Genomic DNA, 23,674 nt, shown 5'->3' with positions numbered 1-23,674 from the left:
GGCTGAAGATGGAGGCATACGGCATGGCGGCAGGGGCCGGGCGCAGTGGGACCGGTGGGGCCAGGGGTGGTGCGGGCAACGGCGCCGCACCACGGCGCGGCCGCCGCAAGGTCGTGCTGACCGACGAGCCGATCCGGCCGGCCGCGCGCCTGGTTGCGACCCAGGATCATGTCGAAGCCGGGCTGCCAGGGGCCGTTGAAACCGGCGGGCTGGGCGATCTGGACGAGGCCGAGCGCGAGACCCTGCATGTGCTGCTGGGCGCGGGCATCGCCGCCAACAGCCGCCTGGCGCTGATCAAGGATGCCCGCTATCTGGCCGGCTGGTGGGCGGCGGCCAATGGCGGCCAGCATCTGCCCTGGCCGGCCCCCCCTTCGGCGGTGGTCCGCTTCATGGTCCATCACCTCTACGATGCGGAAGAACGCGCCCGCAATCCGGACCATGGCATGCCGCGGGCGGTGGAAGAGAAGCTGCTGGCCGCCGGGCTGAAGCGCGAGGCGGGGCCGGCTGCCCCGGCCACCGTCGCCCGCCGTCTGGCCAGCTGGGCTTCGCTGCACCGCATGCGCGGGCTCAAACCCCCGACCGAAGACCCCGGCGTGCGCGAGGTGCGGCGCAAGCTGATGCGCGCCTCCACCTACATGCCCGGCCGCAAGGCCCAGGCGCCGGTTCTGGCCGACACGCTGGAAGCCCTGCTTCAGGCCTGCGAGATCGATATCGACCGCGAGCCGCTGCGCGCGGCGCGCGATGCCGCCCTGCTGGCGGTGATGTGGGCCTCGGGCGGGCGGCGGCGCAGCGAGGCCGGCATGATCCGGATGGAACATCTGCGCCGGGAACGGCCGCAGCCGGCCGAAATCGCCCCGGACGGCGCGCTGACGCCCGAGGGCACGGCCGCAGGCTGGCTGCCGGCGATGACCATCGCCCTGCCCCGCACCAAAACCACCCGCGCCGTGGACGGCGCCCGGGTCTGGCTGATCGGCCGGCCGGTGGAGCTGCTGGATGCCTGGCTCCAGGCCTCGGGCATCCGCGCAGGCGCGGTTTTCGTGCCGATCGACCGCCACGGCAACCCGCGCATCACCCCCGACGGCCGCGGCTTCGGCCGGCGCGGCCTGGACGGGTTGAGCGGCCAGGCCGTGGCGCGGATCGTGAAGACCCGCGCGGCCCAGGCCGGGCTGGACCCGCGCCAGATCAGCGCCCACGGCCTGAGATCCGGCTTCATGACCGAGGCGGCCAACCGCGACGTGCCGATCCAGCAGGCCATGGCCCAGTCGCTGCATCGGTCGATCGCGGTCGCCGCACGTTATTACGACGAAAGCGCCGCCGCCCGCGGCCGCGGCGCCCGCCTGCTGGCCGATCCGCCGGCCCCGGCGGCGCGGCGGCCCAAGGTCTCGGATCTCTGATCGGGCGCGGCGTCTCCGGTCAGTCGGCCTCGCGGGCGATGCGGGCGATCTCGGCCTCCATCTCGGCATGGAAGCTGTCGCGCGACCACAAACGGTCATCGCCTTCCGCATAGGCTTCAGCATTGCGGCGGTAGAGGAAGGCGTTCAGCCGGTTGGCGGCGGCATTGTCGCGGGTCCGCACCACCTTGCCCGGCGTGCCGACCACGATCGAATTGGGCGGGATCACCGTGCCTTCCTTCAGGCAGCTCTGCGGCGCGATGATCGAATTCTCGCCGATGACGCAGTCATCCATGATGGTGGCCCCGATGCCGACCAGCACATTGTCGCCGATCCGGCAGCCATGGATGGTGACATGATGGGTGATGGAACAGTTGCGGCCGACATAGGTGCCGGCCTTGTTGCCGACATGGACCATCACGAAGTCCTGAATATTGGTGTTCTCGCCGATCACCACCTCGAACATCTCGGCCCGGAAGACCACGTTCATCCAGACCGACACGCCGGCCTTCAGCGTCACCTTGCCGAAAATCGCCGCCGAGCGATCGATCCGGGCCGCCGGATCCACAACCACCTCCGGCCCGATCCTGAGCCCGCCCGCCCTGCCGGCGGCGATGTCTGCACCACTGATCATTCCACTGTCCCTTATTATCGCGGCCGAATGCCCGTCTCCATCCCCGTCGGCCACTCTGCCGGTGCCGACGATGATCTGCAAGCCGGGAGGGGCGGCGATCAGCGTCAGGTCATCTTCCGACACACCGCCATCAGTGTCTGCCGGAACCACCGGTGTGCCGGGTCTGCGTCGAGACGGGGATGCCACATCAGGCTGATCGCCAGTTCGGGTGTGGTGACGGGCAGGTCGAACCCCTGCAGGCCCTCCGCCGCCCCCTGGCCGTGCGCCCCCTGCCCATGCGCCACCTGGCCGTGCAAGAGGCAGGATTGCGGTACCAGAGCGACCAGGTCGGACCGGCGGGCAACCGTCAGCGCATCCAGGAAGCCCGGCACCACCGCGACGATCCGGCGTTCCAGGCCGATCGCGCGAAGTGCCGCGTCAACCGGGCCGGTCATGGCCCCCCTGCGCGACGCGACGACATGGCCGCAGGCGGCATAGCGCTGGGGCGTCATCACCCCGTCGAACACCGGGTGGCCGTGGCGGGCCGCAGCGATGAAGCGATCACGAAAGATCATCTGGCTGCGCATCTCGGGCGCCGAGGCGCCGGTCGTTCCGACCTCGATGTCGATCGGCCCCTCCCGCAGCGGGCGCGCATCCTTGTCGGGCTTCGGTGCGAAACGGAGCCGGACCAGTGGCGCTTCCTGCGTGATCGCAGCCACGATCGCGGCGGCGAAGAGCGACACGAAGCCTTCATTGGCGCGGATCGTGAAGGTTCGCGCCAGTGACGCCGGATCCGGATCCGCCGCCGCCGGCGTCAGCACGGCACGCGCCTCGCGGACAAGGACAGGAAGACGTCCGGCAAGGCGCCCGGCAGCCCGGGTCACGCTGCGCTCCGCCAGCAGGACGTCGAGGGCAGTCAGCAGGTTCAGATCGATCGCGGTCTTGGTCAGGCCATGGCTGCCGCCTTCGCCGGGAAGGGATGGCATGTCATCGGCACCGTCCGCGACGGCGGCCGGACGGACCTGCACGCATTGGCCGATGCCTGGCCCGATCAGATCACCATCGCGCCACTCGACATCACCGACCCCGCACAGATCGGGGCGCTGCGCGAGCGGCTGCCGTCAGGCGCTTTGGACATCCTGTTCGTCAATGCCGGAACCGCCAATCGGGACGCTGCCGTGCCGGCCGCCCGGGTCGCACCCGAAGACTTTATGCAGGTGATGCTGACCAATGCCCTGGGTGTGATGCGCACGGTCGAAGGGCTTCAGGACCTGGTCAAGGCCAATGGCCTGATCGGTGTCATGTCGTCGGGCCAGGGCAGCATCGCCAACAACACCAGGGGCGGCTTCGAGGTCTATCGCGCCAGCAAGGCGGCGCTCAATCAGCTCATGCGCAGCTATGCCGCCCGTCAGGCCGGCGATCCGCGCGCGATGGTGCTGATGGCGCCGGGCTGGATCCGCACCGGGCTGGGTGGGCCCGGCGCACCGTTCAGCATGGAGGAGACCATTCCGACCCTGGTCGACACGTTGATCGCGCAGCAGGGCAGGCCCGGGCTGCGCTTCATCGACCGGTTTGGCGACACGGTGCCGTGGTAGTGGGATCGCGGGCCCCGGGAAGCGATCGCGGACTAATCCGTCGCCTGGCAATGGGCGGCGGTGCGGCGGCCGACCGTCCAGGTCGCGTCGCGGCCCTTGCCGCGGAGTTCATGGCGGGGGGTGGCGTACCAGATGCCCGAGGCGGCGATCTTCTGGGGCAGGACCAGGGGTGCGCCCTCGCCGGTGGACACCACGGCGCGGCTGTCTTCCAGCGTCGGGCCGTTGATGAAGCGCACGTCGAGACGCGTGCCGTCGTCACACACATAAGTTGCGGTGTAGACGCTGTTTACATCTTCTGAAGGTGGCGCCGCGACCGGATCCGGGGCCGGCGGCGGGGGTGGCGGCAGGTCGCGTTCGGCGGCACAGCCGGCAATCATGCCGGCGAGAATGACGGATGGGGCCAGGCGGCCCCAGATCGGGGATGACATCACCGGAAACCTCCCTCGTGGTCTCCGGCCAGCAGATCCCGTCCCGGGCACAAGCGCAAGTGCGGCCCGGAAATGCTCACGGCGGCAGGTCGCGATCAGGCCGCCGTGCAGTCGGTCACCCGCCCCGCGACCATCCAGGCCGCCCCCGTGCCCCTCAGCAGCAGGGCGTTGCGATTGGTCTCGTAGCGGCCGGGCTCCACCACCGGCAGAATCAGCCCTTCGCCATCGCCGGTTCGGATGACGGCATGATCGGGTTCATAGCGAACTTTCAGCGCCGAGCCGTCGGCACAGGAGAACCGTGCCGACCAGGGCCCGGACAGCTGGGCGAAAGAGGACGTCTCGGAACGGCCCCCTCCGCAGGCGGCAAGAAGCAGGCAGGACGTGACGACGGCGGCGATGGTCCCGGGGACGGCGACGGTCCTGGGCACGGATGACCTCCGATCGGCGGCAGGGAGCACAGAGGGCGGTAAGCCTGGGGGCCTCCACCAGCAAACCGGTTTTCCGTCGCCGCCGCCAGCGTCCTTTCATGGAAAGAAACGTGACAGATCAATAAAGCGTGCCGAGCGCCTCCCGCGTGAAGGCCTGAAGTTCGCTCGTGCGGCCGTCGCGGATCTTGGCGACCCAGTCCGGATCCTTCAGCAGCGCCCGGCCGACGGCGACCAGATCGAACTCGTCGCGCTCGAACCGCTCGATCAGCGCGTCGAGGGAGGCCGGTTCCGAGCCCTCGCCGCGGAAGGCGGCGACGAATTCGCCCGAGAGGCCGACCGAGCCGACGGTGATGGTGGGCTTGCCGGTCAGCTTGCGCGCCCAGCCGGCGAAGTTCAGCTCCGAGCCTTCGAATTCCGGCTCCCAGAAGCGGCGCTGAGAGCAGTGGAAGACATCGGCGCCGGCATCGGCCATCGGCTCCAGCCAGGCGGCCATCTCGTCGGGGGTGTTGGCGAGGCGCGCGGTGAAATCCTGCTGCTTCCACTGCGACAGGCGGATGATCACCGGATAGTCCGGGCCCACCGCCGCACGCACCGCCTTCAGGATCTCGACCGCGAAACGGCTGCGTTCCGGTAGCGTTTCGCCGCCCCAGCCGTCGCTGCGCTCGTTGGTGCCCGACCAGAAGAACTGGTCGATCAGATAGCCATGGGCGCCGTGCAGCTCGATCGCATCGAAGCCCAGGCGCTGGGCATCGGCGGCAGCCTGGGCGAAGGCCGCGATGGTGTCGGCGATCGCCGCCTCGGTCATCGGCTCGGTGAAGCGCTTGCCGGGCGACGACAGGCCCGAGGGGCTGTCGATCGGGCCGGGGGCCTTCCAGTCGGTCATCGGGTTGCGGGCCGAGCCCACATGCCAGAGCTGCGGCGCCATCAGCCCGCCCGCGGCATGGACCTCGTCGATCACCCGCTTCCAGCCGGCCAACTCCGCCTCGCCCCAGAAACGCGGCACCGCGGGATCGTTGAGCGAGGCGGGCCGGGCGACGCCGGTGCCTTCCGAGATGATCAGCCCCACCCCGCCCTCGGCACGGCGGCGGTAATAGGCCGCGACATCCTCGTTCACGATGCCGCCGGGCGAGAAAGACCGGGTCATCGGCGCCATGACGATGCGGTTGGGCAGGTGCAGGGGCCCCAGATCGAAGGGGCGGAACAGGATCTCGGTATCGGCCATCGGGCGGGCGTCGCTCTTGTCTGAGGTGAGGCGTTCGGCGGTGAGCGGATCAGCGAAAACGGGGATCTGGCCACCAGGGATAGAAATCGGGCATGTCGGTCGACACCTTCGCCGGGAAGGCGGCCGGGCGCTTTTCCAGGAAGGCGGTCACGCCCTCGGTCACGTCGTCCGTCTTGCCGCGCGAGACGATGGCGCGGCTGTCGACGCGGTGCGCCTCCATCGGATGATCGGCGGTGTGCAGGCGCCACATCATCTGGCGGGCCAGCGCCACCGAGACCGGGGCGGTGTTGTCGGCAATCTCGCGCGCCAGCGCGCGGGCGGCGGGCATCAGGTCGTCGGGTTCGTGCAGAGAACGCACCAGCCCGCGGCTCAGCGCCTCGTCGGCGCCGAAGACCCGGCCGGTATAAACCCATTCCAGCGCGGTCTGCATGCCCACCAGCCGCGGCAGGAACCAGGACGAGCAGGCCTCGGGCGTGATGCCGCGGCGGGCGAAGACGAAGCCGAAACGGGCCGCGGTCGAGGCCAGCCGGATGTCCATCGCCAGCTGCATGGTGGCGCCCACACCCACCGCCGCGCCGTTGACCGCCGAGATGACCGGCTTCAGGCTGTCATAGATGCGCAGCGTCACCTGGCCGCCGCCGTCGCGATGCACGCCGGCGATCTGGTTCTTGCGCCCGGCATGGCGATCGAAATCGAAGGTATCGCCGCCGCTGTCCAGATCGGCACCGGCACAGAAGGCCCGACCCGACCCGGTGACGATCACCGCCCGCACATCGTCATCGGCATCGGTGACGTCGAAGAGGTGCAGCAGGTCGTACATCATGGCCGAGGTGAAGGTGTTCATCTTCTCGGGCCGGTTGAAGGTCGCGATCGCGACCCCGTCCTCGACCACATAATCGAGGGTCCGGAACTCGGGCAGCTTCGGCGAAGCGGACATCGGGCGCAGTCCTCCGGTCTGTTTCTTGTCGTGGCGCATATCCTCGCCCGCGACGCCGCCCGCGGCAACATAATTCGAACGGTCGTTTCATGTCCTGGCCCGTCCTCGCACCCACCTGGGATCGCGATCGAGATGGCAGATGACAGGTGCCGGCTCCGGGCGATAAGTTCACGGTCGGAAAGATGACATCAGGAACCGCGCCCTCATGGCCTGCCCGCCAGTGGAAACGGCACCGCATCACGGCGACATCCTGGCTGACCGGATCGAGAAGGCCCTTGCCGGCCGGGCCGACCTGCCATCGATCGCCTTCACCGGGACGGGCGGCACGATCACTGGCCGCACGGGCGATGAGTTGCGCGCAGCGATATGGATGCAAGTCGACCGGCTGCAAAGCTGGATGAGGGGGGGCACGCGGGTGCTGGTTCTGGCCTTCCCTGCGGGCGAAACCTTTGTCACCCTGTTCCTGGGCTGCCTGATGGCGGGCATCACCGCGGTTCCCGTGGCGCTGCCGCGACGGGGCAGCCGGTCCGGCCAGTTCCGTCACATCGTGACCGATTGCGGGGCCGCGGCGGTGCTCTGTGCGCCCGAAAGCCGGGCCACGATCACGGCGGCCCTGAGAGGTGCAGACGCGGGAGGTACAGATCCGGGAGGGGGCGCCCCGCAGATCCCGGTCGTCGCCTGGCCCCCGGATGGCGCCGCCCTTCCGTCATTGCCCGACATCGATCGGGCAGACGCGGAAAAGATGCGGCCCGCGATCATCCAGTACACCTCCGGCTCCACCCGCTGGCCCAAAGGCGTGCGGATCATGCCCTGGAACGTGGTGGAGAACTGCGCCCTGGTGATGCGCGCCTGGGGGATGAACGAGACCGCGCATTTCGTAAACTGGCTGCCGCACTACCACGACATGGGATTGATGGGCGGGATTCTGTATCCGCTGCTCTGCGGCGGGCAGTCTGTACAGATGTCGCCTTTCGAGGTGATCCGCCGGCCGGCCGCCTGGCTGGAGACGATCTCGGCGGCCGGGGCGACTTTCAGCGGCGGCCCCGCCTTCATGTTCGCCGACTGCCTGATCCGGATCCGCGATGACGAGATCGCCGGGCTCGACCTCTCCCGCTGGCGACGCGCATTCTGTGGCGCCGAACCGGTGCCGGCCGGTCTTCTGGACCGCTTCCATGCCCGTTTTGCCGCCACGGGGTTGCGGCGCGACGCGGTTTTTGCCTGCTACGGGCTGGCCGAAGCCACCCTGTTCGCTGCCGGTGTCCCGCAGGAGAGCGCCGGGGCGGCCATATCCGATCAGCCGGTCACCCCATGCCACCTGACCGACGAGACCCGGGCGCATCTTCGCATCGTCGATCCCGCCGGCACCGGGGTTCTGGCCGAGGGAGAGACCGGCGAGATCTGCCTGTCGGGTCCCTGGATCGCCGACGGCTATCTGGGCGGGACCGACGAGACGGCGGCGTCTTTCCAGGCACCCGCACCGGGAGCCCCGGATCCGGTCTGGCTGCGCACCGGCGATCTGGGGCATGTCACCGGCAATACGCTTCATGTGGTCGGGCGGCTGAAAGACGTGCTGATCTGCAATGGCCGGAAGATTTCGGCCGCGGAACTCGAATGGCTCGCGGCCGGGATTGATCCGGCGCTCAACCCGCTGGCCGCCGCTGCCTTTGCCCCTGATATGACATCCAGCGGTCTGGCGGTGCTGGCCATCGAACCCCGGCTCGGCTGCCGCCTCGCGCCCGATACGGCAGCCCTCGCCCGCCGGATTGCACGGGCGGTGGCCGGCGAATGGGGCATCCGGCTGACAGATGTGGTATTCGTGCCGCGCGGCCGGCTGCCGCGCACCAGCAGCGGCAAGATCCGCCGCGCGGCGGTGGCCCGCGCCTGGCGCGAAACCCGGTCGTCGATCCAGGGAGAGGTGGTGGAGGTGGCATGACCCGGGTCAGATCCGAAACCTGGCGCGACCCGTCGCAATTCGTCACCGATCCCGAGATGGTGATCGCCATCCTGCGCGACAGCAGCTTCGCCACCAGCGACGTCCTGTCCTATCTGGATCAGATTGAAACGCGCAGCGGGCGTAGCCTGCCCTATCTTCGGGCGATGGCGCGGCACAGCTTCGTCTTCCAGTCGGGCCCGGACCATCTGCAGGCACGCCGGCTGATCGCCCCCTTCTTCTCGCCCGCCGCCGTCGCGCGCTGGACGGCGGTCATCGATGCCGAGGTTAAGGCGGCCATCGACGTCCTGCCGACGCTGGCCGCCCCCGATCTGGTCCGAGATCTGTCGGAGCGGGTCTTCCTCGGGGTCATGCGCCGGTTCATCGGGGTGCCGGGTGGCGAGGACGACCGGGTGCTGGCGCTGATCCGGACGGTCAACGACCTGACATCGCCGATGCTGTCCCTGTCCACCCTCACCCGGATCGATGCGGGAATCCGGGAGTTGCTCGGTTACATGGCGCCGACGCCGGCATCACCGGATCTGCCCGCACCGCTCCTGGGCTTCCTTGAAGCGGCACGATCCGGCAACGAGGCGGCGGATCCGGCCTGTTTCGCCCTGACCGCGCTCGTCGCCGGCCACACGATCGCCCAGTCGCTGAGCTATGCGCTCTATTCCCTGCTGAGCGACAGAAGCGACGCCTGGCAGGACGCAGCCGCGCCCGACTGGCCCGAGCGGATGCTGGAGCGGGTGGTCTCGCTCTACCCCTCGACCCTGACCGTGGCCCGCACGGCCACACGTGATGCCGAGGCTGGCGGCTGCCCCTTCCATCAGGGCCAGACCGTGGTGCTCGACATGGTGGCGGCAAATGCCGGGCTGCGGGCTGCAAGCGGCGGTCAGGCACATCTGGCCTTCGGCACCGGCCCGCATAAATGCCCGGGCGCCGCGCTCTCGCGTCTGTTGATCGCCCGCACCATTCCGGCCCTGGCACGGGCTTTCCCGCGCATGACCCTGCATCGCGAGCAGGTGACCTTCCATGTGTTCATGATCGCCCAATATCCGGACCGCCTGCCCGTCGAGCTGGACGACACGCCGCTGCGCCGCAATGCGCGGCTGGTGGAGCTGCGGGATGCCGTTCACGGCCGCACCGTCGCCACCGATGACGATATGTGGTCGCCGCCGATGATGGAGGCCCATCTGCGGGCGCTGTCCGAACGGTCAGGTCGCGACTTCTCGCGCGCGATCCTGATTGCGCGCAATGCGATGATCTTCATGTCCGGTGATCGCCATGTCGCGGCCCGCCGAACCGTGACCGAAAGCTTGGGCGAGAACCGTCTGGCCAGGTGGCAGCCGCATATCGATGCATGCATCACCGCCGCCCTGGACGGGTTGGAGGTGGCAGCACGGCCCGACCTGATCCGCGATTTCACCACGCCGCTGTTCCAGGCGGTGACCCGGCCGATCCTGGGCATTGCCCCACGCGACCCGGCCCGGTTCGATGCGCTGGCCCCGGTTCTGCAGGATGTGCTGGAGCCCTGGGCATCGCTCAAGGAACTGGCCCGGCTGGAAGAGGTATTCCTGGAACTTCTGGATCTGATGGACCTGCCGGGCACCGCCGGCGATCTGCCGGCCACCCCGCTGCTCACCCGGCTGCTGGCGGAAGGTCTGCCGGATTTCGACGCGCGCGACATCAGATGCCTGGTGCTGGTTCTGTACGGGGCGGCCTTCAATCTGTCGCACACGCTGGGCAATGTGATTGACCACCTGCTGTCGCTGCCGCCGGAAGAGCGCGCGACCCTGACCGACCCGGCCGCGGTGCGGCGGGATCTGGAGGCGCTGATCGCACTTGCCGCGGCGCCCAAATACATCTATCGGATGGCGCGACATGCCGGGACGGCCGGCGGGTTGCCGGTGCGCGCCCATGACACCGTGCGGGTGCTGCTTCCGTCGGCCAATCGTGGGGCCGGCGTCGGGCATCTGGCCTTCGGCCACGGGCTGCACCACTGCGTGGGGGCGTCTCTGTCGAAGCGGGTGATCCGCAGTGCCATTCCGGCCCTGTTCGCCCGCTTTCCGACGCTGCGCCTGCAGACGCACGGACATGTGTACCACCCCACCACCCAGGCCGTCGCCCTGGAGCGGCTGCCCTGCCGGCTGCGCTGACCCCGGAAGGACCTCTTATGACCGTGCGCCAGATCAATCCCGATGTCATGGCCTTCCTCATCGGCCGGCTGAGTGAGCTGACCGGCACCCCACCGTCTGAGATCGGCATCGACATCGCGTTGATTGATCTGGGGTTGCAATCCATTGACGCAGTCCTGCTCTGTGGCGAAATCGAGGATCGTTTCCGGATCGAACTCGACCCCACGACCATCTTCGATGCCGAGACCCTGGGCGATTTCGCGCGTGAGGTGAGCAGCCGCGTGGATGGCGCATGACCAGCTGGTATCTGGGCCTTTCGACATCCGGCCACGACCCGGCCCTGGCGCTGGTCGACCCGGCGGGGCAGGTCGTTTTTGCCGAGTCGACCGAACGCTTTCTGCAGGACAAGCGGGCCTGGGGGGCAGCGCCCGATCATTTCGCCCATCTGGCCGCGGCTCTGGCCACCACCGCCTTCGACCCGGCGGCTGATCGGCTGGTGGTCGCCACCAGCTGGTCGACCGTCAAGGCGACCCAAGACGTAAAACTGCACGACGCGCTGCTGCCGGCTACCGATACGCTGTGGATCCGTGGTCTTCAGGCGGGGGTTCAGCAGGCCGCCGGCGCCTCTCTGCTGCGTCTGGGGCTGGCCGACCGGATGCCCGAGATCCGGCGCTTCGATCACCATCTCTGTCATGCGGTGACCGCGGCCTGGTTCGCCCCGGTCGAAGATGCCGCCACGCTGGTGATCGATGGCGAGGGCGAGGTGGGCGCGGTCTCGCGTTTCCGGATGAGCGGCCGCCGGCTGGAACGGGTCTGGCGATCCTGGGGGCCCGGCAGTCTCGGCACCTTCTATGGCTGGCTGACAGGCCTGTGCGGCTTCGACTGGCGGCTGGGCGAGGAATGGAAAGTCATGGGCCTCGCCGCCTTCGGCCGGCCGATCCCCGACCTGGTCGAGGCGCTGGCCGGGATGTTGCGGATCGACCGCGGCCGGCCACGCTTTGCCGATGACGAGACCATCGCCCGCATCCGCGTCCTGGCCGGACGCCATGCCCGCGCGCCCGGTGATCCGGTGATGCAGGCGGCCGATCTCGCCGCCTCGGGGCAGGCCGCCTATGCCGGCTTCGCCGACCGGATCATCGCCGCGGTGGCCGATGACGAGACCGGTGAAACCGATCTGATCCTGAGCGGCGGCTGCGCGCTCAACTCTTCGTATAACGGCACCATCGCCGGCCGTGGCGGAATCCGGCGGCTCTTCGTGCCGCCCTGCCCGGCCGATGACGGCAACGCCATCGGCGCCGCCCTGCTCGCCTGGATGGCCGATGCCGGCACCGACCGCGTGCCCCTGGGCGATGGCTCGCCCTTTCTCGGCACCAGCCCCGATCCGCGGGCGATCGCGGCGGCGGCCGCCCGCAGCGGCACCCGGGTCACGCCGGCTGGCGCGGGTTCCGCAGCGCTCGTCGCCGAACGCCTCGCCGCCGGGGCGGTGATCGGGGTGATGCGCGGACCGGCCGAGTTCGGGCCGCGCGCCTTGGGCCATCGCTCGATTCTGGCCGATCCCCGTCCCCAGGATATGGCCGACCGCATCAATCGCGAGGTCAAGGGCCGTGAACCCTATCGGCCCTTCGCCCCGGTTCTGCCCGTCAATCGCACGGATCGCTGGTTCGAGAGGCCGCAGGCCTCGCCCTATATGTCGCTCACCCTGCCCTGGAAACCAGAGATGCGCGAGCGGGTGCCGGCCGTCTGTCATCGCGACGGCACCGGCCGGCTGCAGACCGTCGACGCAGCCACGGCCCCCTGGATGTCGGCGCTGATCGACCGCTTCGAAGCGATCACCGGCGTGCCGGTGGTTCTGAACACCAGTTTCAACGTGATGGGCAAGCCGATCGTCCACAGCGTACAGGATGCCATGGCGGTTCTGGCCACCACCGGGCTTGACGGCGTGCTGATCGGCGACCTGCTGCTCGAACGCCCCGACCAGCGCGGCGCGACATCCTGATCCCGGCAAACCGACATGGCTTTCAGCTCTCCGCTGTTTCTTCTGGTCTTTCTGCCGGTGGTGCTCGGGCTCTTCCTGATCGCCTGCGGTCGCCGGCCCATGCTTGCCGTGGCCGTGCTGCCGGCTGCGACCGTTGCCTTCTGCCTCGCGACCGATCCGCGCGCCCTCGCCTTTCTGGCCGCCTCGCTTCTGGGCAACCACCTGCTGATGCGGCTGATGCTGCGATGGCCACCCGACGCGGCGGTGCGACGCGGCCTGCTTGCCGCCGGCATCGTTCTCAACCTTCTGCCGCTCGCCCTGTTCAAGATCTACAATCTGGAGGCGCTGGGGGTGGTCGGCTATCTGGGGGGTGACGGCATCGGCGCCCTGCCGCTGGGCCTCGCCTTCTACACCCTGCAGCAGATCACCTATCTTCTGGATGCGCCGCGTCTGGGCAGTGACGGTCCGGATGCACTGCGCTACGCCGCCTGGGGATCCCTGTTCTGCCAGCTGCCGGCCGGCCCGATCGCCCCCTATGCCGCCACGGCCCCGCAATATCAGAGACTCGGCCACGATCGGCCGCCCGCGCGGATGATCCTCGCCGGGCTGACGCTGTTCCTCTTCGGGCTGCTCAAGAAGATCCTGATTGCCGACACACTGGGCCGCGCCGTCGACCCTCTCTACGCCGCGGCCGAAGCCGGCACCATCGCCACTCCGGCGGCCTGGGCGGCGGCCTGGGGCTTTGCGCTCCAGCTCTATTTCGACTTTTCGGCCTATTCCGACATGGCGATCGGTCTTGCGATGTGCTTCGGCCTCAGGCTGCCGGTCAATTTCGACTCGCCGCTGAAGGCGCGATCCGCGGGTGACTACGTCATGCGCTGGCATATGAGCCTGATGCGCTTCGCGCGCGACTACGTCTTCCAGCCGGTGTTCCGCATCATGATGCGTCTGCCGCTGCCCGCCCTGTCGAGAACCCGCCACTCCGTCCTTGCCTGGGCGGCCGCGACCATGGCCACCTTCATCGCCATCGCTGTCTGGCACAGCCCGGCACCGATCATCATTCTGCAGGGCATCATCGGCGCCGCGATCGTGATCCTGCTGCAGATCCGCCGGGCCGGGCGTGCCGCCACGCCCGTCAACGGTGGAGCGCCGGCAGTAATGGCGCGGATCCGGGGGCTCGGCGGTCAGGTCCTGACGCTGGTCGTCGTCTCGCTGACCGTCATGTGCCTGCGCGCGGGGTCGCTCGACGGCATCGGCAATCTGATGACCAGCCTGTTCCGGCCCGATCCCGGCCCGATCGGCGCCGGTCTGCTGCTGAAGCTCGCCATCGCCAGCCTGATCGCGCTCGCAGCCCCCAACTCGATGCGGATCTTCGGCCTGATCGAGGGACGCGGGCGGCCACCGCTGCGCTGGCGCTGGCAGCCCGACCGCCGCTGGGGCTGGGCAACGGGTATCGCAATCATCCTGCTCGCCGTGCTGCTGACACGGGATGCCGGCCAGCAGGAGTTCATCTATGCGCGGTTCTGATCCCGCGGGCGGCGGGGGGCTGCGGGCCTATCTGCGCGCGCTGCTGACCTCAGCCCTGATCGCCACCGGAATTATCGCCGGATTCAACCTGGTCATGGATCCGATGGGCGAGTTCGGGATCTCCGGCACCCATCGGCTGAATGCCGTGGTGCCGATGGAGGTCCACCAGTTTCGCATGGGGGCCGTCGATCGCTACCTCTCCACCGTGATCGATGGCAGGGCCGACCGGTATCTGATCGGCTCGTCGCGCGTCGAATACGGTTTCGATCTGTGCGAGCAGCCGGACATCCGGAGAATCGCACTGTTCTCCTTCGACATGTCCGATGCCCGACATATTCAGGCCCGGCTGCTGTCCACGGCGGACCGGCCGCTGAGGCTGATCATGGAAATGGCCGGAATGGGCATCAATCCGATCAGACGCGTCCAGTACGACAGTCCACCTCCCTCGCTCGTCATACGCAAACTCGGCGCCCTGTTTTCGTATGAGGCGCTCAGGCTGTCGATCGATACGCTCCGCCGCAATCTGACCGCCCGAAGCCCGACCGACCCCGCCGTCGCACGCTGCCGGCCATCGCCGCAATGGATCGAAGAAAACCAGACGGAGATCACCATCGCCCAGCGGGAGACCCGCGCGCAAGTCGCCGTCAGAAATGCGGATGACTACGACCGTTTGTTTCGCACCGCCCTTGCCGAAGCGGACCGCATCTGCGCCCGGACCGGCATCCGGCACAGAATCCGATGGCTGGTCGCACCGCCGTCTTTTGATCAGGCGGAACTGCCGGCGACCGGTCCCATGTCCATCCTTCAACGCGCCAGCATGCAGTCCGCCCTTCACGACCGGCGTCCGGAGGCGGCATTCTGCGACATCGCCCTGGTCACGGCGGGCTTCGATGACGATCGGTGGCGGAACCGTGCCAACTGGCTTGACCCGAACCACTTTTCACCGGCTCTGGGGGCACCGGTTCTGACCGCTCTGTTCAAGTGACGGCAGGGAAATCGGCTTGTGCCAGGATTGCCAGTCCTGGTATTCTGTTTTTCCTTATCAAACGAACATGCTAGCAGGATCTCGTGATGAGCCAGCAAATGCTTCAACAGGATGTCAGCGTCCGCCCCCTCTGGCATAAGCCTGAGCTTTCCTGCGAGCCGATGAATGACGCCCAGAGCAATGCTGGTGGCGCCACAGACCTGGGGACGCTCTCGTAAAGCCTGACGCTCCAGGCGCAGCGACGGTAGAGGATCTCTGCTCCCGCAAGCACTGGCCACTCAGACACTGGCCACGGGCAGATGACCAGGTGCTTCTGGTCATCGAATATCTTGCAGGCAGGTTGCAGGCGGTCAAGACCCCGGAAGATGGCGGACGGGGAACGGGACGGCGATGATATGCTTGAGCCGCACGCTCATGGCACCGGCTCAGCATAAGTTCAGCTCACGTTTGTGAGGGCTGAGTTTTCTTTTGTGAGCGACTGATACCGACCTCCCGACCTCTGGCGGGAGGTTTTTTTTGGGCGAGGTGCGATGCCCGCGTCGCTTCCGGGGTTTCATATGCTCATCCCGGTCCACATGACGCAACATATCGCATGGCGTGACCCGAACGGCCATTGCCGACAAGGGGCCCGGTGCATACCTTCGCCCGGAACGTCACGCTGCGGAACAAGCGGCGGACCGTCACTCGTGAACCGGGGGAGACACAACCGATGACCCAGTCCTGGGCAGATGCGGCTGCGGGCTTTGATTTCGAAGCGATGCTGCGCCAGTCGCTGGCCGGCGATCTTGCCGCGATGAATGCCTGCGTGGAGTGCTGCGACGCCCATGCCGCCGCCGATCCCGAGCGGGTGGCGCTGCGCTATGAAAGCCGCGACGGCCATGGTGGCACCATGACCTTCGGGGCGCTGAAAGAGGCCGCCGGCCGCTTCGCCAACCTGCTGGCGGCGCGCGGCATCGGCCCCGGCGACCGGGTCGGCGGGCTGCTGCCGCGGGTGCCGGAACTGCTGGTCACCATTCTGGGCACCTGGCGGGCGGGCGCGGTTTATCAGCCGCTGTTCACCGCCTTCGGCCCCAAGGCGATCGAGCATCGCACCGCCACCGCCGGCACGAAGCTGATCGTCACCGACGCGCAGAATCGCGACAAGCTGAACGAGTTGAGCGTGCCCGCGACCATCGCGGTCATCCGCGGCGGCGCAGGTGCCGGCGATCTGGATTTCGACGCCGAGCTGGCCGCGCAGAGCCCGGATTTCGCGCCGGTCATGCGCCAGGGCGAAGATCCGTTCCTGATCATGTTCACCTCGGGCACCACCGGCCCGGCCAAGCCGGTGATGGTGCCGCTGCGCGCAATCGCCGCCTTCAAGGGCTATATGCAGCTGGCGGTGGGGCTGCGCGCCGATGATGTGTTCTGGAACATCGCCGATCCGGGCTGGGCCTATGGCCTGTATTACGCAGTCACCGGGCCGCTGGCGATGGGCGTCGCCACCACCTTCTATGACGGGCCGTTCACGGCCGAGAGCACCTATGGGCTGATCGAGAAGCTGGGCGTCACCAATCTGGCCGGTGCCCCCACCGCCTATCGCCTGCTTCTGGCCGCCGGTCCTGAACTCGCGGAAGGCGTGAAGGGCCGGCTGCGCGCGGTTTCCAGCGCCGGCGAGCCGCTGAACCCCGAGGTGATCCGCTGGTTCGCCGAACATCTGGGCACGGTGATCCACGATCATTACGGCCAGACCGAACTCGGCATGGTGCTGTGCAACCATCATGATCTGGACCATCCGGTCCAGGCCGGCGCCGCGGGTTTCGCCGTGCCCGGCCACCGCATCGTGGTGGTGGATGAAGACACGCTGGAAGAACTGCCCGTGGGCCAGCCCGGCATTCTGGCGGTCGATCGCGAAAACTCGCCGCAATTCTGGTTCCAGGGCTATTGGAACATGCCGACGAAGTCGCTGCGCGGCCGCTATTACCTGTCGGGCGACACGGTGGAGCTGAACGAGGACGGCAGCATCTCCTTCGTCGGCCGGTCGGACGACGTCATCACCTCGTCGGGCTATCGCATCGGGCCCTTCGATGTGGAAAGTGCGCTGATCGAGCACAAGGCGGTGGTGGAGACCGCCGTGGTCGGCAAGCCCGACCCCGAGCGGACAGAGATCGTGAAGGCCTTCGTGGTGCTGAAGCCGGCTTACGAGCCGACGCCCGAGCTGGCGGAGGAATTGCGCCGCCATGTCCGCGCCCGGCTGTCGGCCCATGCCTATCCGCGCGAGATCGAATTCGTCGACGAACTGCCCAAGACGCCGAGCGGCAAGCTGCAGCGCTTCATCCTGCGCAACCAGGAAAAGGCCAAGGCGGAAGCCGCGGCCGTCGCCTGACGGCACCGTCGCACCCCTGATACGGCCCGGCTCCTTGTTCAGGGGCCGGGCTGTTTTCCATTCAGACCGCCTCCGTTCAGACGGCGCCCTGATATTCGCCACGTGCGGGGTAGTCGGCCTTGATCACGAAATCGAGCGCGGCCAGCAGCTCCCGCGCCGGTGGCCGGGCGAAGGGCATGGTCTGGATCGCCATGTAATAGAGCGTGCCGTCGGCGCGGACCAGGAACAGACCGGGTTCCGAGAACAGCGCCGGTTCCTCGATGCCGATCGAGGTGGTGCCACGGCCGGCGGAGATATAAAGCCCCCAGGCCCGGGCGGTGGCGAGATCCAGCCCATAGCCCAGGCGCAGGGCCGAGACGCCGGCACGTTCGGCCATCTGCCGGGCGCGGTCTTGATCATCGGACGAGATCGCGATCAGCTCCACCCCGCGGGCGGCGAAGTCGGGCACCAGCCGCTCCAGCTCTTTCAGCTGGGTGATGCAGATCGGGCAGTGCAGGCCGCGATAGAAGGCGATCAGGGTCATGCGCTCAGGTCGGGCGGCGGCGATGTCGAAACGGCCATGGGCGAGCGTGTCGACGGCCAGCGCCGGCACCGGCGCGCGCGGGGTAAGGGACATGGGTCGGGCTCCTTGAAACGGGTGTCTTGACGCGGTGGAATCATCCTTCCAGAATTCGGGACATGAATGGTCCTGAAGGTCTGATCCAAAGTCCGGAAGACGTCACAGCCCCGGGCGCCCTGCGCATCGACCGGCTGTCGGCTTTCCTGCGCCGGTTTCCGCTGCGGGTCACGGCGCTGCGCGGGGCGGCCGGGCTGGACGGGCCCCCGGCGCAGTTCGCGCTGGCGGGCGATGCCGCGGCCCCGGTGGCGCTGTTCGATGCGGTGGATGTCCGCCCCGCTCTGCCGACCCCTGATACGACTCTGCTGCTGGCCGGGATCGCCTTCGGCGGCGCCGGCAATCCGCTGCTGGCGGCGCTGGACCGGACGATCCTGCTGCCGGCCGGCCATGATCCGCGGCTGGGGGCCATCCTGGGGGCGCTGGTCGCCGAATGGCAGGATCCCCATTGCGGGGCCGCGGGCATGATCGAACGGCTGGTCGAGGCCGCGGTCATCCGCCTGCTGCGCAGCGCGGTCGCCGACGGCGCCGACGGCCCGGGCCTGCTGGCCGGCCTGTCCCATCCCCGGCTGCACCGCACGCTGGCGGCGCTGCACGAAGCGCCGGAACGGCCCTGGCGGGTGGACGACATGGCAGACATCGCCGGCATGTCGCGCAGCGCCTTCATGTCCGCCTTCCGCACCGCCCTCGGCACCAGCCCCGCCGCCTGGCTGACGGCCTGGCGCCTGGCGGAGGCCCGCCGCCATCTGGATGCCGGGCACACGGTCAAAGAGGCCGCCCGTCTGGTCGGCTTCGGCAGTGCCGAGGCCCTGGCCCATGCCCATCGCCGCCGGATGGGCCAGGCCGCGCCGCCGCTCAGCCGCCGGCCAGGCTGAAGAGCTGCGCCTCGAAGGCGCGGATGGTGGCGGGGATCGCCGCCGCCAGCCGGGGGGCATGGGTTGCGCGCAGTTCGGCCCTGAGCGCGCGACGGGCCGCCGTGTCGTCGATCAGCGCCAGCACCCGCCCGATCCAGGCCGCGCGCCCCTCTGCAACCAGACCCTCGGGGCCCAGGCAGCCGAGGATCGAGGCCGTGGTGCGCGAACAGGCCTGGTCACCGCCCATGGTGACCACCGGCACGCCCTGGGAGAGCAGATCCAGCGTCACCACCCCACCGGAATAGGGCCAGGTGTCGAGCGCCAGATCCAGGCTGCGGATCATGGTGAGATAGTCGGGCGCCCCGCGCACCCGCCGTTCCACCCGTGACGGCGCCAGCCGGTGGCGTTCCTGCCAGCGATCGAGCCGCGCCCCGATCGCCGGGTCGCGGACGAGATCGTCCTGCAGCACCAGCACGGTGGCGGGCCGGGCCGTCAGGATGGCGGCGAAGGCGTCGAGCAGGCTGTCGGGCAGCTTCTCCAGCCGCGCGGGGCAGCCCAGACGCAGGACGGCATCGGCGCCGCGCCGCGGATCCCCGTCGGGCGGGGCGGCAAGCGGCGTGCCGAGCGTCGGACAGGGCACGTCCAGCGCCCGGAGCGTGGCGGGCAGATCGCCCCGTTCGGCCGGCGGCAGCAGAACCGGGTCGGTCACCAGCCCGTCCATCACCGGCAGGCCGGTGCCCGGCAGATAACCCCAGGCCTGGATCTGCCGCGCGGCCGGGCGGCGGGCGAAGATCCCGATCCGGTTGCCGCCGACATGGCCGTCCAGATCGACCAGAATGTCGATGCCGTCGGCGCGGATGCGGTCGGCCGCGGCCGCATCGTCCAGCCCCGCCAGCCCGCACCAGCCGTCGACCGCAAGCCGCAGCCGCAGCAGCTGCGGATCGACCGGGGCCGGCAGGGTGGGATAACAGGTGATCCGGAACCGGCTGCGGTCATGGCCCATGATCATCGGCAGCACCACGCGCGCCGCCGCATGATTGGCGAAACAGCCGCCGACATAGCCGATATGCAGCCGGCCATCGGCGGCCCGCGGCCGCGGCGCCGGTCGGGGCGGAAAATCCCGCCCGGCGAAGACGGCCGCCTGCCGCCGGGCCAGCCCGGCCGTGGTCATGGCCGGGTCGCAATTGGCGGCATAGAGGATATTGCCCGCCAGCCGCCAGTCGGCCGGATCGAGCCTCCGCCCCTGGTCCCAGGCGGCCACCGCGCCGTCGGTATCGGTGAGCAGCAGGCGGGCATTGCCGGCGATGCGCCAGAGATCGGGCGTCATCGCCGAGGCCGCGGCCACATGGTCTGCTGCCTCGGTGGGGCGGCGGCGGCGGATGGCCTCGTCACCGGCCAGCGCCCGCAACCCCGGATGAGCGGGGTGATACACAAGCCCGGCCGTGACCAGCTCTCCCGCCTCGTCGAAGCACCGGAGCCAGACCAGGATACGGGCCAGCGCCTCCCGTACCGGCGGTGCGGGGTCGATCGCCAGGGCACGGCGCAGCAATTCGGCCCCCTCTTCCAGCCCGCCGGCCAGCGCGCGGCGGCGGCCTTCGGCCATCAGCGCGGCGGCCCCGGTCAGCATACGGCCTGCATCTGGTCGATCAGCGCCGGCAGTGTCCGGTTCACCTCCTCCAGCCGGCCAAATCCCTCGGGCAGAGAGAGGGTGAGCACGGGCATATGGCACGCCAGATCCAGCAAGGCGGTCGAAAACGCCGCGGTCCGATCATAGAGGGGCAGTGTCGCGGCCCCGCCGGTGATCTGCCCGCGGATCGCCGGCACCGCCGCCAGGGCGGCAAGCCGGCTCAACCGGACGGGGCCATCGCATCTGTCGCCCAGCAGAAGCAGCGCCGCCACCGGAACCGGATCGGGGGGCGGGTCGGCAGCGGGCGTCACCAGGATCTTGCCATCCGGCGCGACCGGCCCCGTCAGGCCGAAATGCCCGGCGGCATCGGCCATCAGGCGCAGCCGCGGCAGAACCGGTGCCGCCACCACCCGGCCACCGGTGACCATGGGCGAAACCATGTCGTCGGCGATCACCTGCCCGCCGGCCCGCATAAGCGCCGCCGCAAGGGTGGATTTGCCCCGGCCGCTGGCGCCCGCGATCAGCACCGCCCGCCCCTCCACCACCACGGCGGCAGCATGGAGCGGCAGCCGGCCGCGCAGCAGCAGGGCGGCGGCAAGCCCCGAGGTGGCGGCGGTCATCCAGGCCAGATCCCGCAACACCGGGTCGGGCGCATAGACGTTCAGCCGGTCCGGACGCGTCATCCACACCGCCCGGCCATCGGGCTCGTGGATCATCCAGAGCCCGCCTTCCCCGCTCCAGCGGCGGATGCACCAGTTCGGCCCGGATGCATCTCCGTCGCGCCCGATCCCGGGCGGATCGGCCGCATCGGCCATGATGAGGTCGGCGGTGGCGAGGTCGGCGGTGACGGCTGCGGGCAGGGCCGCCGCCGGCAGGGGGCGGTCGGATGCGATCACCAGCCCGGCGGCGGTATGGAACCAGGCCATTCGGGGCCGGTTCAGCCGGCGATGTCGACCAGCCCGTCGCCGATCAGCCCTTCAAGGAAGGGGGTGACGTCGGCCAGGCAGGTTTCGGGGTCGACGGCATAGATCGCGGTCAGCCGGCGGCAGAGATCCCCCAGCGAGACCGGCTCGGCGATCAGCGCCGCAATCCGGCTGCCGGTGCTGCCCAGCGCCGAATAGGCCCCGCTCTCGGCATCGAGCAGAACCGTCTCGCCATCCATCTCGGCAGTCAGGATGCCGGGGCGGATGCGGACCAGGGTTTCGGGCGAGAGAACCGACGAGGTGGGGCCGGGCTGGGTCATGATGGTTCCGTTCAGCTCTTGCGCCAGGCGACGCAGGTCCAGTCGACCCGGTCGAGCGGCGTGGTGATGCCGCGGACATGCCGGAACATGTCGGTGGCGATCCGGCAGCCCTGCACGGCGCCGTAATCGTCGATGATGATCCAGCCGCCCGGCACCACGCGGTCGTACAGTGCCTCCAGGGCGGCGCGGGTGGAGGTGAAGAGATCGCCATCCAGGCGCAGCAGGGCCAGCGGCCCCGTCTCCAGCCCGGGCAGCGTCTCTTCGAACAGCCCCTCGACGAAGCGGACCCGATCGTCGAGCAGATCGAAGCGGCGGAAGGCGTCTTCGACCAGCGGCCGCGAGATCGCGAGCAGGTCGTCCTGCCGGAACAGGGTGTCGCCGGCATCGATGGCATGCGACGGCGCCGGCACGCCGGCAAAGCTGTCGGCCAGCCAGACCCGGCGATCGGCCATGGCATGCACCGCCAGATAGCCGCGCATGAAGATGCCGCACCCGCCCCGCCAGACCCCGGTTTCGATCAGATCCCCCCGCACACCCCCGGTGCGGATGTCATCCAGGCAGGCTTCCAGATGATCCAGCCGCTGGCGGCCGGTCATGGTATAGGCAAGCCCCAAACCCGCCCGATCGGCCGCCGTCCAGCGCCCGTCATCCCGCCGCGCGGCCGCCGCCGCGAAGGCCTCTGCCTCGGTGAAGCGGATGTCACGCAGATGGCGGGGGTCGGGCTCGGTCCCGGCCGCATGGCAGGCCGCGACATGGGCAAGGCGCAGCTCCGCCTCAAGCCCGGTCTGGTTGAGCAGCACCTGCTTCAGCAGATCCAGATATAGCCGGGTCGGGCTCATCACGCCGGATCGTCGCGGCGGCGGAGATAGCCGCCGGGGTTGAGCGTCATCATGAAGCGCTCGCAGGCCGGGTCGACTTCGAACTCCGGATGCCGGGGCAGGAAGAAGGCGATCGCCTCGCTCGGCCCCGGCCCGTAATCGGGCCAGTTAGGCCGGCCGTTGACATGGCCGTCCTCGACGATCAGATAGCCGCCCGGCCGGACCAGCCCGGCATAGGCTTCCAGCTCCGCCAGCACATGCAGCAGCCGGTGATCGCTGTCCAGGATCACCATCACCTCGGCATCGGGGCCGAGGGACGCGGCGCGGTCATGGACCGCCTGCACCATCTCGGGCGCCGTCGAACTGCCGGCGAGGAAGGTGATGCGCGGGTGAACCGGCAGCACCGCCCGCCGCTCGTCATTGCGGACATCGATGCTGATCACCTCCCCCACGCCGATCAGATCGCAGACCGACGCCAGGAACAGCGCACTGCCGCCCTTGAAACTGCCGGTCTCCACGATCAGCGCCGGCCGGCGCCGGCAGATCAGTTCCTGATACATGATCAGGTCGGTGGGATATTTGATCGTCTCATGGCCCAGCCAGGACACATGATAGGTGCCCCGGCCGGCCATGAAGCCGTCGAAACTGGCGCGCATGAACTGCACGGTCGCGTCGTTGCGATCGGTCATGGCCGTGGTGTTCCCGAGTTCATCGCAGGGACGCCAGACTTTGAAACGGCAGACAACTTTTCAATCAGGAGCTCGCGGAAAAATCTGTGCTCCCGGTGGGACCGAGCTCCGCGGCGGCCAGATTCCGGGTTCGCGCCACCGGCTTCACCCAGATCTCGCGATCCTCGGCGGACGCGTCTTTGGCGTCGGAGACGATCATGTGGTCAGACATCTTCGCAGTCTCCCTGCCGGGGGGGGTACGCCGGCACGGATGCAGCCGGCAGACAGCCGGCGTCCGGCTGCCTGCCTTGTCTTACCAA

At 69.1% G+C, this 23,674-nt stretch carries 23 protein-coding genes; 10 read left to right on the top strand and 13 right to left on the bottom strand.

The genetic code is table 11. From position 1 onward, the window contains the following. Positions 1-8: 8 nt before the first annotated feature. Positions 9-1,394, top strand: coding sequence for a tyrosine-type recombinase/integrase (locus CMO28_RS18830; protein ID WP_296715812.1), 1,386 nt, complete (start codon positions 9-11; stop codon positions 1,392-1,394). A 19-nt stretch (positions 1,395-1,413) separates the two neighbouring features. Here CMO28_RS18830 and CMO28_RS18825 read toward each other — a convergent pair whose 3' ends face one another. Both CMO28_RS18825 and CMO28_RS18820 read right to left on the bottom strand, forming a co-directional pair. Next, complete coding sequence (locus CMO28_RS18825) at positions 1,414-2,025, bottom strand: gamma carbonic anhydrase family protein (RefSeq protein WP_062764068.1); 612 nt, start codon at positions 2,023-2,025, stop codon at positions 1,414-1,416. A gap of 104 nt (positions 2,026-2,129) precedes the next feature. Next, positions 2,130-2,990, bottom strand: a complete 861-nt coding sequence (locus CMO28_RS18820; RefSeq protein ID WP_296715811.1) for a LysR substrate-binding domain-containing protein — start codon at positions 2,988-2,990, stop codon at positions 2,130-2,132. Here CMO28_RS18820 and CMO28_RS18815 point away from each other — a divergent pair. Then, a complete protein-coding gene (locus CMO28_RS18815) occupies positions 2,958-3,599 on the top strand; it encodes an SDR family oxidoreductase (protein WP_296715810.1) in 642 nt (213 codons plus the stop codon). The two genes, CMO28_RS18820 and CMO28_RS18815, sit on opposite strands and share 33 nt — an antisense overlap. Before the next feature lie 32 nt (positions 3,600-3,631). Here the strand turns inward: CMO28_RS18815 and CMO28_RS18810 are convergent, their stop codons facing one another. The 4 genes from CMO28_RS18810 to CMO28_RS18795 all read right to left on the bottom strand — a co-directional run bounded on the left by CMO28_RS18810 (position 3,632) and on the right by CMO28_RS18795 (position 6,614). Then, positions 3,632-4,027, bottom strand: coding sequence for an MliC family protein (locus CMO28_RS18810; protein WP_296715809.1), 396 nt, complete (start codon positions 4,025-4,027; stop codon positions 3,632-3,634). Positions 4,028-4,122: 95 nt separating this feature from the next. Beyond that, positions 4,123-4,455: a hypothetical protein gene (locus CMO28_RS18805; RefSeq protein ID WP_296715808.1), complete on the bottom strand. Its 333-nt coding sequence runs from the start codon at positions 4,453-4,455 to the stop codon at positions 4,123-4,125. 118 nt (positions 4,456-4,573) lie between these two features. Continuing rightward, positions 4,574-5,677 (bottom strand): NADH:flavin oxidoreductase, encoded by a 1,104-nt coding sequence (locus CMO28_RS18800; protein ID WP_296715807.1) that lies wholly within the window; start codon positions 5,675-5,677, stop codon positions 4,574-4,576. Between the two features lie 49 nt (positions 5,678-5,726). Continuing rightward, positions 5,727-6,614, bottom strand: coding sequence for a crotonase/enoyl-CoA hydratase family protein (locus CMO28_RS18795; RefSeq protein ID WP_296715806.1), 888 nt, complete (start codon positions 6,612-6,614; stop codon positions 5,727-5,729). A 205-nt stretch (positions 6,615-6,819) separates the two neighbouring features. Here CMO28_RS18795 and CMO28_RS18790 point away from each other — a divergent pair, with 205 nt between their 5' ends. From CMO28_RS18790 to CMO28_RS18760, 7 genes are all read left to right on the top strand, one after another. Beyond that, positions 6,820-8,547, top strand: a complete 1,728-nt coding sequence (locus tag CMO28_RS18790) for an AMP-binding protein (RefSeq protein WP_296715805.1) — start codon at positions 6,820-6,822, stop codon at positions 8,545-8,547. After that, the gene (locus CMO28_RS18785; protein WP_296715804.1) at positions 8,544-10,703 is read left to right on the top strand and encodes a cytochrome P450; all 2,160 of its coding nucleotides are present in this window, start codon (positions 8,544-8,546) and stop codon (positions 10,701-10,703) included. The genes CMO28_RS18790 and CMO28_RS18785 overlap by 4 nt, the downstream gene beginning before the upstream one ends. Before the next feature lie 17 nt (positions 10,704-10,720). After that, positions 10,721-10,978, top strand: coding sequence for an acyl carrier protein (locus tag CMO28_RS18780; RefSeq protein WP_296715803.1), 258 nt, complete (start codon positions 10,721-10,723; stop codon positions 10,976-10,978). Next, a complete protein-coding gene (locus CMO28_RS18775) occupies positions 10,975-12,678 on the top strand; it encodes a carbamoyltransferase (RefSeq protein WP_296715802.1) in 1,704 nt (567 codons plus the stop codon). The genes CMO28_RS18780 and CMO28_RS18775 overlap by 4 nt, the downstream gene beginning before the upstream one ends. 15 nt (positions 12,679-12,693) lie before the next feature. Continuing rightward, positions 12,694-14,184, top strand: coding sequence for an MBOAT family O-acyltransferase (locus tag CMO28_RS18770; RefSeq protein WP_296715801.1), 1,491 nt, complete (start codon positions 12,694-12,696; stop codon positions 14,182-14,184). Next, positions 14,171-15,169 (top strand): hypothetical protein, encoded by a 999-nt coding sequence (locus CMO28_RS18765; protein ID WP_296715800.1) that lies wholly within the window; start codon positions 14,171-14,173, stop codon positions 15,167-15,169. Before CMO28_RS18770 ends, CMO28_RS18765 begins: the two co-directional genes overlap by 14 nt. 709 nt (positions 15,170-15,878) lie before the next feature. Then, complete coding sequence (locus CMO28_RS18760) at positions 15,879-17,531, top strand: AMP-binding protein (protein WP_296715799.1); 1,653 nt, start codon at positions 15,879-15,881, stop codon at positions 17,529-17,531. Between the two features lie 76 nt (positions 17,532-17,607). On the opposite strand, the gene CMO28_RS18755 is transcribed toward CMO28_RS18760, so the two are convergent. Continuing rightward, positions 17,608-18,147 carry a peroxiredoxin-like family protein gene (locus CMO28_RS18755; protein WP_296715798.1) on the bottom strand — a complete coding sequence of 180 codons (540 nt, stop codon included), beginning with the start codon at positions 18,145-18,147 and terminating at the stop codon, positions 17,608-17,610. Positions 18,148-18,209: 62 nt separating this feature from the next. On the opposite strand from CMO28_RS18755, the gene CMO28_RS18750 reads away from it, so the two are divergent. Then, positions 18,210-19,019, top strand: coding sequence for a helix-turn-helix transcriptional regulator (locus CMO28_RS18750; RefSeq protein WP_296715797.1), 810 nt, complete (start codon positions 18,210-18,212; stop codon positions 19,017-19,019). Here CMO28_RS18750 and CMO28_RS18745 read toward each other — a convergent pair. From CMO28_RS18745 to CMO28_RS18720, 6 genes are all read right to left on the bottom strand, one after another. Further along, complete coding sequence (locus tag CMO28_RS18745) at positions 19,000-20,625, bottom strand: O-linked N-acetylglucosamine transferase (RefSeq protein WP_296715796.1); 1,626 nt, start codon at positions 20,623-20,625, stop codon at positions 19,000-19,002. The two genes, CMO28_RS18750 and CMO28_RS18745, sit on opposite strands and share 20 nt — an antisense overlap. Continuing rightward, complete coding sequence (locus CMO28_RS18740; protein WP_296715795.1) at positions 20,619-21,551, bottom strand: hypothetical protein; 933 nt, start codon at positions 21,549-21,551, stop codon at positions 20,619-20,621. Before CMO28_RS18740 ends, CMO28_RS18745 begins: the two co-directional genes overlap by 7 nt. A gap of 11 nt (positions 21,552-21,562) precedes the next feature. Further along, the gene (locus tag CMO28_RS18735; protein WP_296715794.1) at positions 21,563-21,868 is read right to left on the bottom strand and encodes a PqqD family protein; all 306 of its coding nucleotides are present in this window, start codon (positions 21,866-21,868) and stop codon (positions 21,563-21,565) included. Positions 21,869-21,879: 11 nt separating this feature from the next. Beyond that, positions 21,880-22,707, bottom strand: a complete 828-nt coding sequence (locus CMO28_RS18730; RefSeq protein WP_296715793.1) for a TylF/MycF/NovP-related O-methyltransferase — start codon at positions 22,705-22,707, stop codon at positions 21,880-21,882. Next, a complete protein-coding gene (locus tag CMO28_RS18725; RefSeq protein WP_296715792.1) occupies positions 22,707-23,375 on the bottom strand; it encodes a cephalosporin hydroxylase family protein in 669 nt (222 codons plus the stop codon). The genes CMO28_RS18730 and CMO28_RS18725 overlap by 1 nt, the downstream gene beginning before the upstream one ends. Positions 23,376-23,439: 64 nt before the next feature. Beyond that, on the bottom strand, positions 23,440-23,586 hold the full coding sequence (locus CMO28_RS18720) for a hypothetical protein (RefSeq protein WP_296715791.1): 147 nt from the start codon (positions 23,584-23,586) through the stop codon (positions 23,440-23,442). Positions 23,587-23,674 lie beyond the last annotated feature (88 nt).

It is taken from the genome of Tistrella sp., assembly GCF_002684955.1.
GTDB classification, from domain to species: Bacteria; Pseudomonadota; Alphaproteobacteria; order Tistrellales; family Tistrellaceae; genus Tistrella; species Tistrella mobilis.
Note: the sequence above shows the minus strand (reverse complement) of the source record. Positions and strands in the feature narration are given on the sequence as shown.

Excerpts from the sequence above, each read along its gene's own strand:
- CMO28_RS18750 (WP_296715797.1), top strand. The coding sequence starts at position 18,210 with ATGAATGGTCCTGAAGGTCTGATCCAAAGTCCGGAAGACGTCACAGCC.
- CMO28_RS18790 (WP_296715805.1), top strand. The coding sequence starts at position 6,820 with ATGGCCTGCCCGCCAGTGGAAACGGCACCGCATCACGGCGACATCCTG.
- CMO28_RS18830 (WP_296715812.1), top strand. The coding sequence starts at position 9 with ATGGAGGCATACGGCATGGCGGCAGGGGCCGGGCGCAGTGGGACCGGT.
- CMO28_RS18760 (WP_296715799.1), top strand. The coding sequence starts at position 15,879 with ATGACCCAGTCCTGGGCAGATGCGGCTGCGGGCTTTGATTTCGAAGCG.
- CMO28_RS18810 (WP_296715809.1), bottom strand. The coding sequence starts at position 4,027 with ATGTCATCCCCGATCTGGGGCCGCCTGGCCCCATCCGTCATTCTCGCC.
- CMO28_RS18765 (WP_296715800.1), top strand. The coding sequence starts at position 14,171 with ATGCGCGGTTCTGATCCCGCGGGCGGCGGGGGGCTGCGGGCCTATCTG.
- CMO28_RS18815 (WP_296715810.1), top strand. The coding sequence starts at position 2,958 with ATGGCTGCCGCCTTCGCCGGGAAGGGATGGCATGTCATCGGCACCGTC.
- CMO28_RS18720 (WP_296715791.1), bottom strand. The coding sequence starts at position 23,586 with ATGTCTGACCACATGATCGTCTCCGACGCCAAAGACGCGTCCGCCGAG.
- CMO28_RS18785 (WP_296715804.1), top strand. The coding sequence starts at position 8,544 with ATGACCCGGGTCAGATCCGAAACCTGGCGCGACCCGTCGCAATTCGTC.
- CMO28_RS18775 (WP_296715802.1), top strand. The coding sequence starts at position 10,975 with ATGACCAGCTGGTATCTGGGCCTTTCGACATCCGGCCACGACCCGGCC.
- CMO28_RS18825 (WP_062764068.1), bottom strand. The coding sequence starts at position 2,025 with ATGATCAGTGGTGCAGACATCGCCGCCGGCAGGGCGGGCGGGCTCAGG.
- CMO28_RS18800 (WP_296715807.1), bottom strand. The coding sequence starts at position 5,677 with ATGGCCGATACCGAGATCCTGTTCCGCCCCTTCGATCTGGGGCCCCTG.
- CMO28_RS18780 (WP_296715803.1), top strand. The coding sequence starts at position 10,721 with ATGACCGTGCGCCAGATCAATCCCGATGTCATGGCCTTCCTCATCGGC.
- CMO28_RS18795 (WP_296715806.1), bottom strand. The coding sequence starts at position 6,614 with ATGTCCGCTTCGCCGAAGCTGCCCGAGTTCCGGACCCTCGATTATGTG.
- CMO28_RS18725 (WP_296715792.1), bottom strand. The coding sequence starts at position 23,375 with ATGACCGATCGCAACGACGCGACCGTGCAGTTCATGCGCGCCAGTTTC.
- CMO28_RS18820 (WP_296715811.1), bottom strand. The coding sequence starts at position 2,990 with ATGCCATCCCTTCCCGGCGAAGGCGGCAGCCATGGCCTGACCAAGACC.
- CMO28_RS18745 (WP_296715796.1), bottom strand. The coding sequence starts at position 20,625 with ATGCTGACCGGGGCCGCCGCGCTGATGGCCGAAGGCCGCCGCCGCGCG.
- CMO28_RS18755 (WP_296715798.1), bottom strand. The coding sequence starts at position 18,147 with ATGTCCCTTACCCCGCGCGCGCCGGTGCCGGCGCTGGCCGTCGACACG.
- CMO28_RS18770 (WP_296715801.1), top strand. The coding sequence starts at position 12,694 with ATGGCTTTCAGCTCTCCGCTGTTTCTTCTGGTCTTTCTGCCGGTGGTG.
- CMO28_RS18740 (WP_296715795.1), bottom strand. The coding sequence starts at position 21,551 with ATGGCCTGGTTCCATACCGCCGCCGGGCTGGTGATCGCATCCGACCGC.
- CMO28_RS18730 (WP_296715793.1), bottom strand. The coding sequence starts at position 22,707 with ATGAGCCCGACCCGGCTATATCTGGATCTGCTGAAGCAGGTGCTGCTC.
- CMO28_RS18735 (WP_296715794.1), bottom strand. The coding sequence starts at position 21,868 with ATGACCCAGCCCGGCCCCACCTCGTCGGTTCTCTCGCCCGAAACCCTG.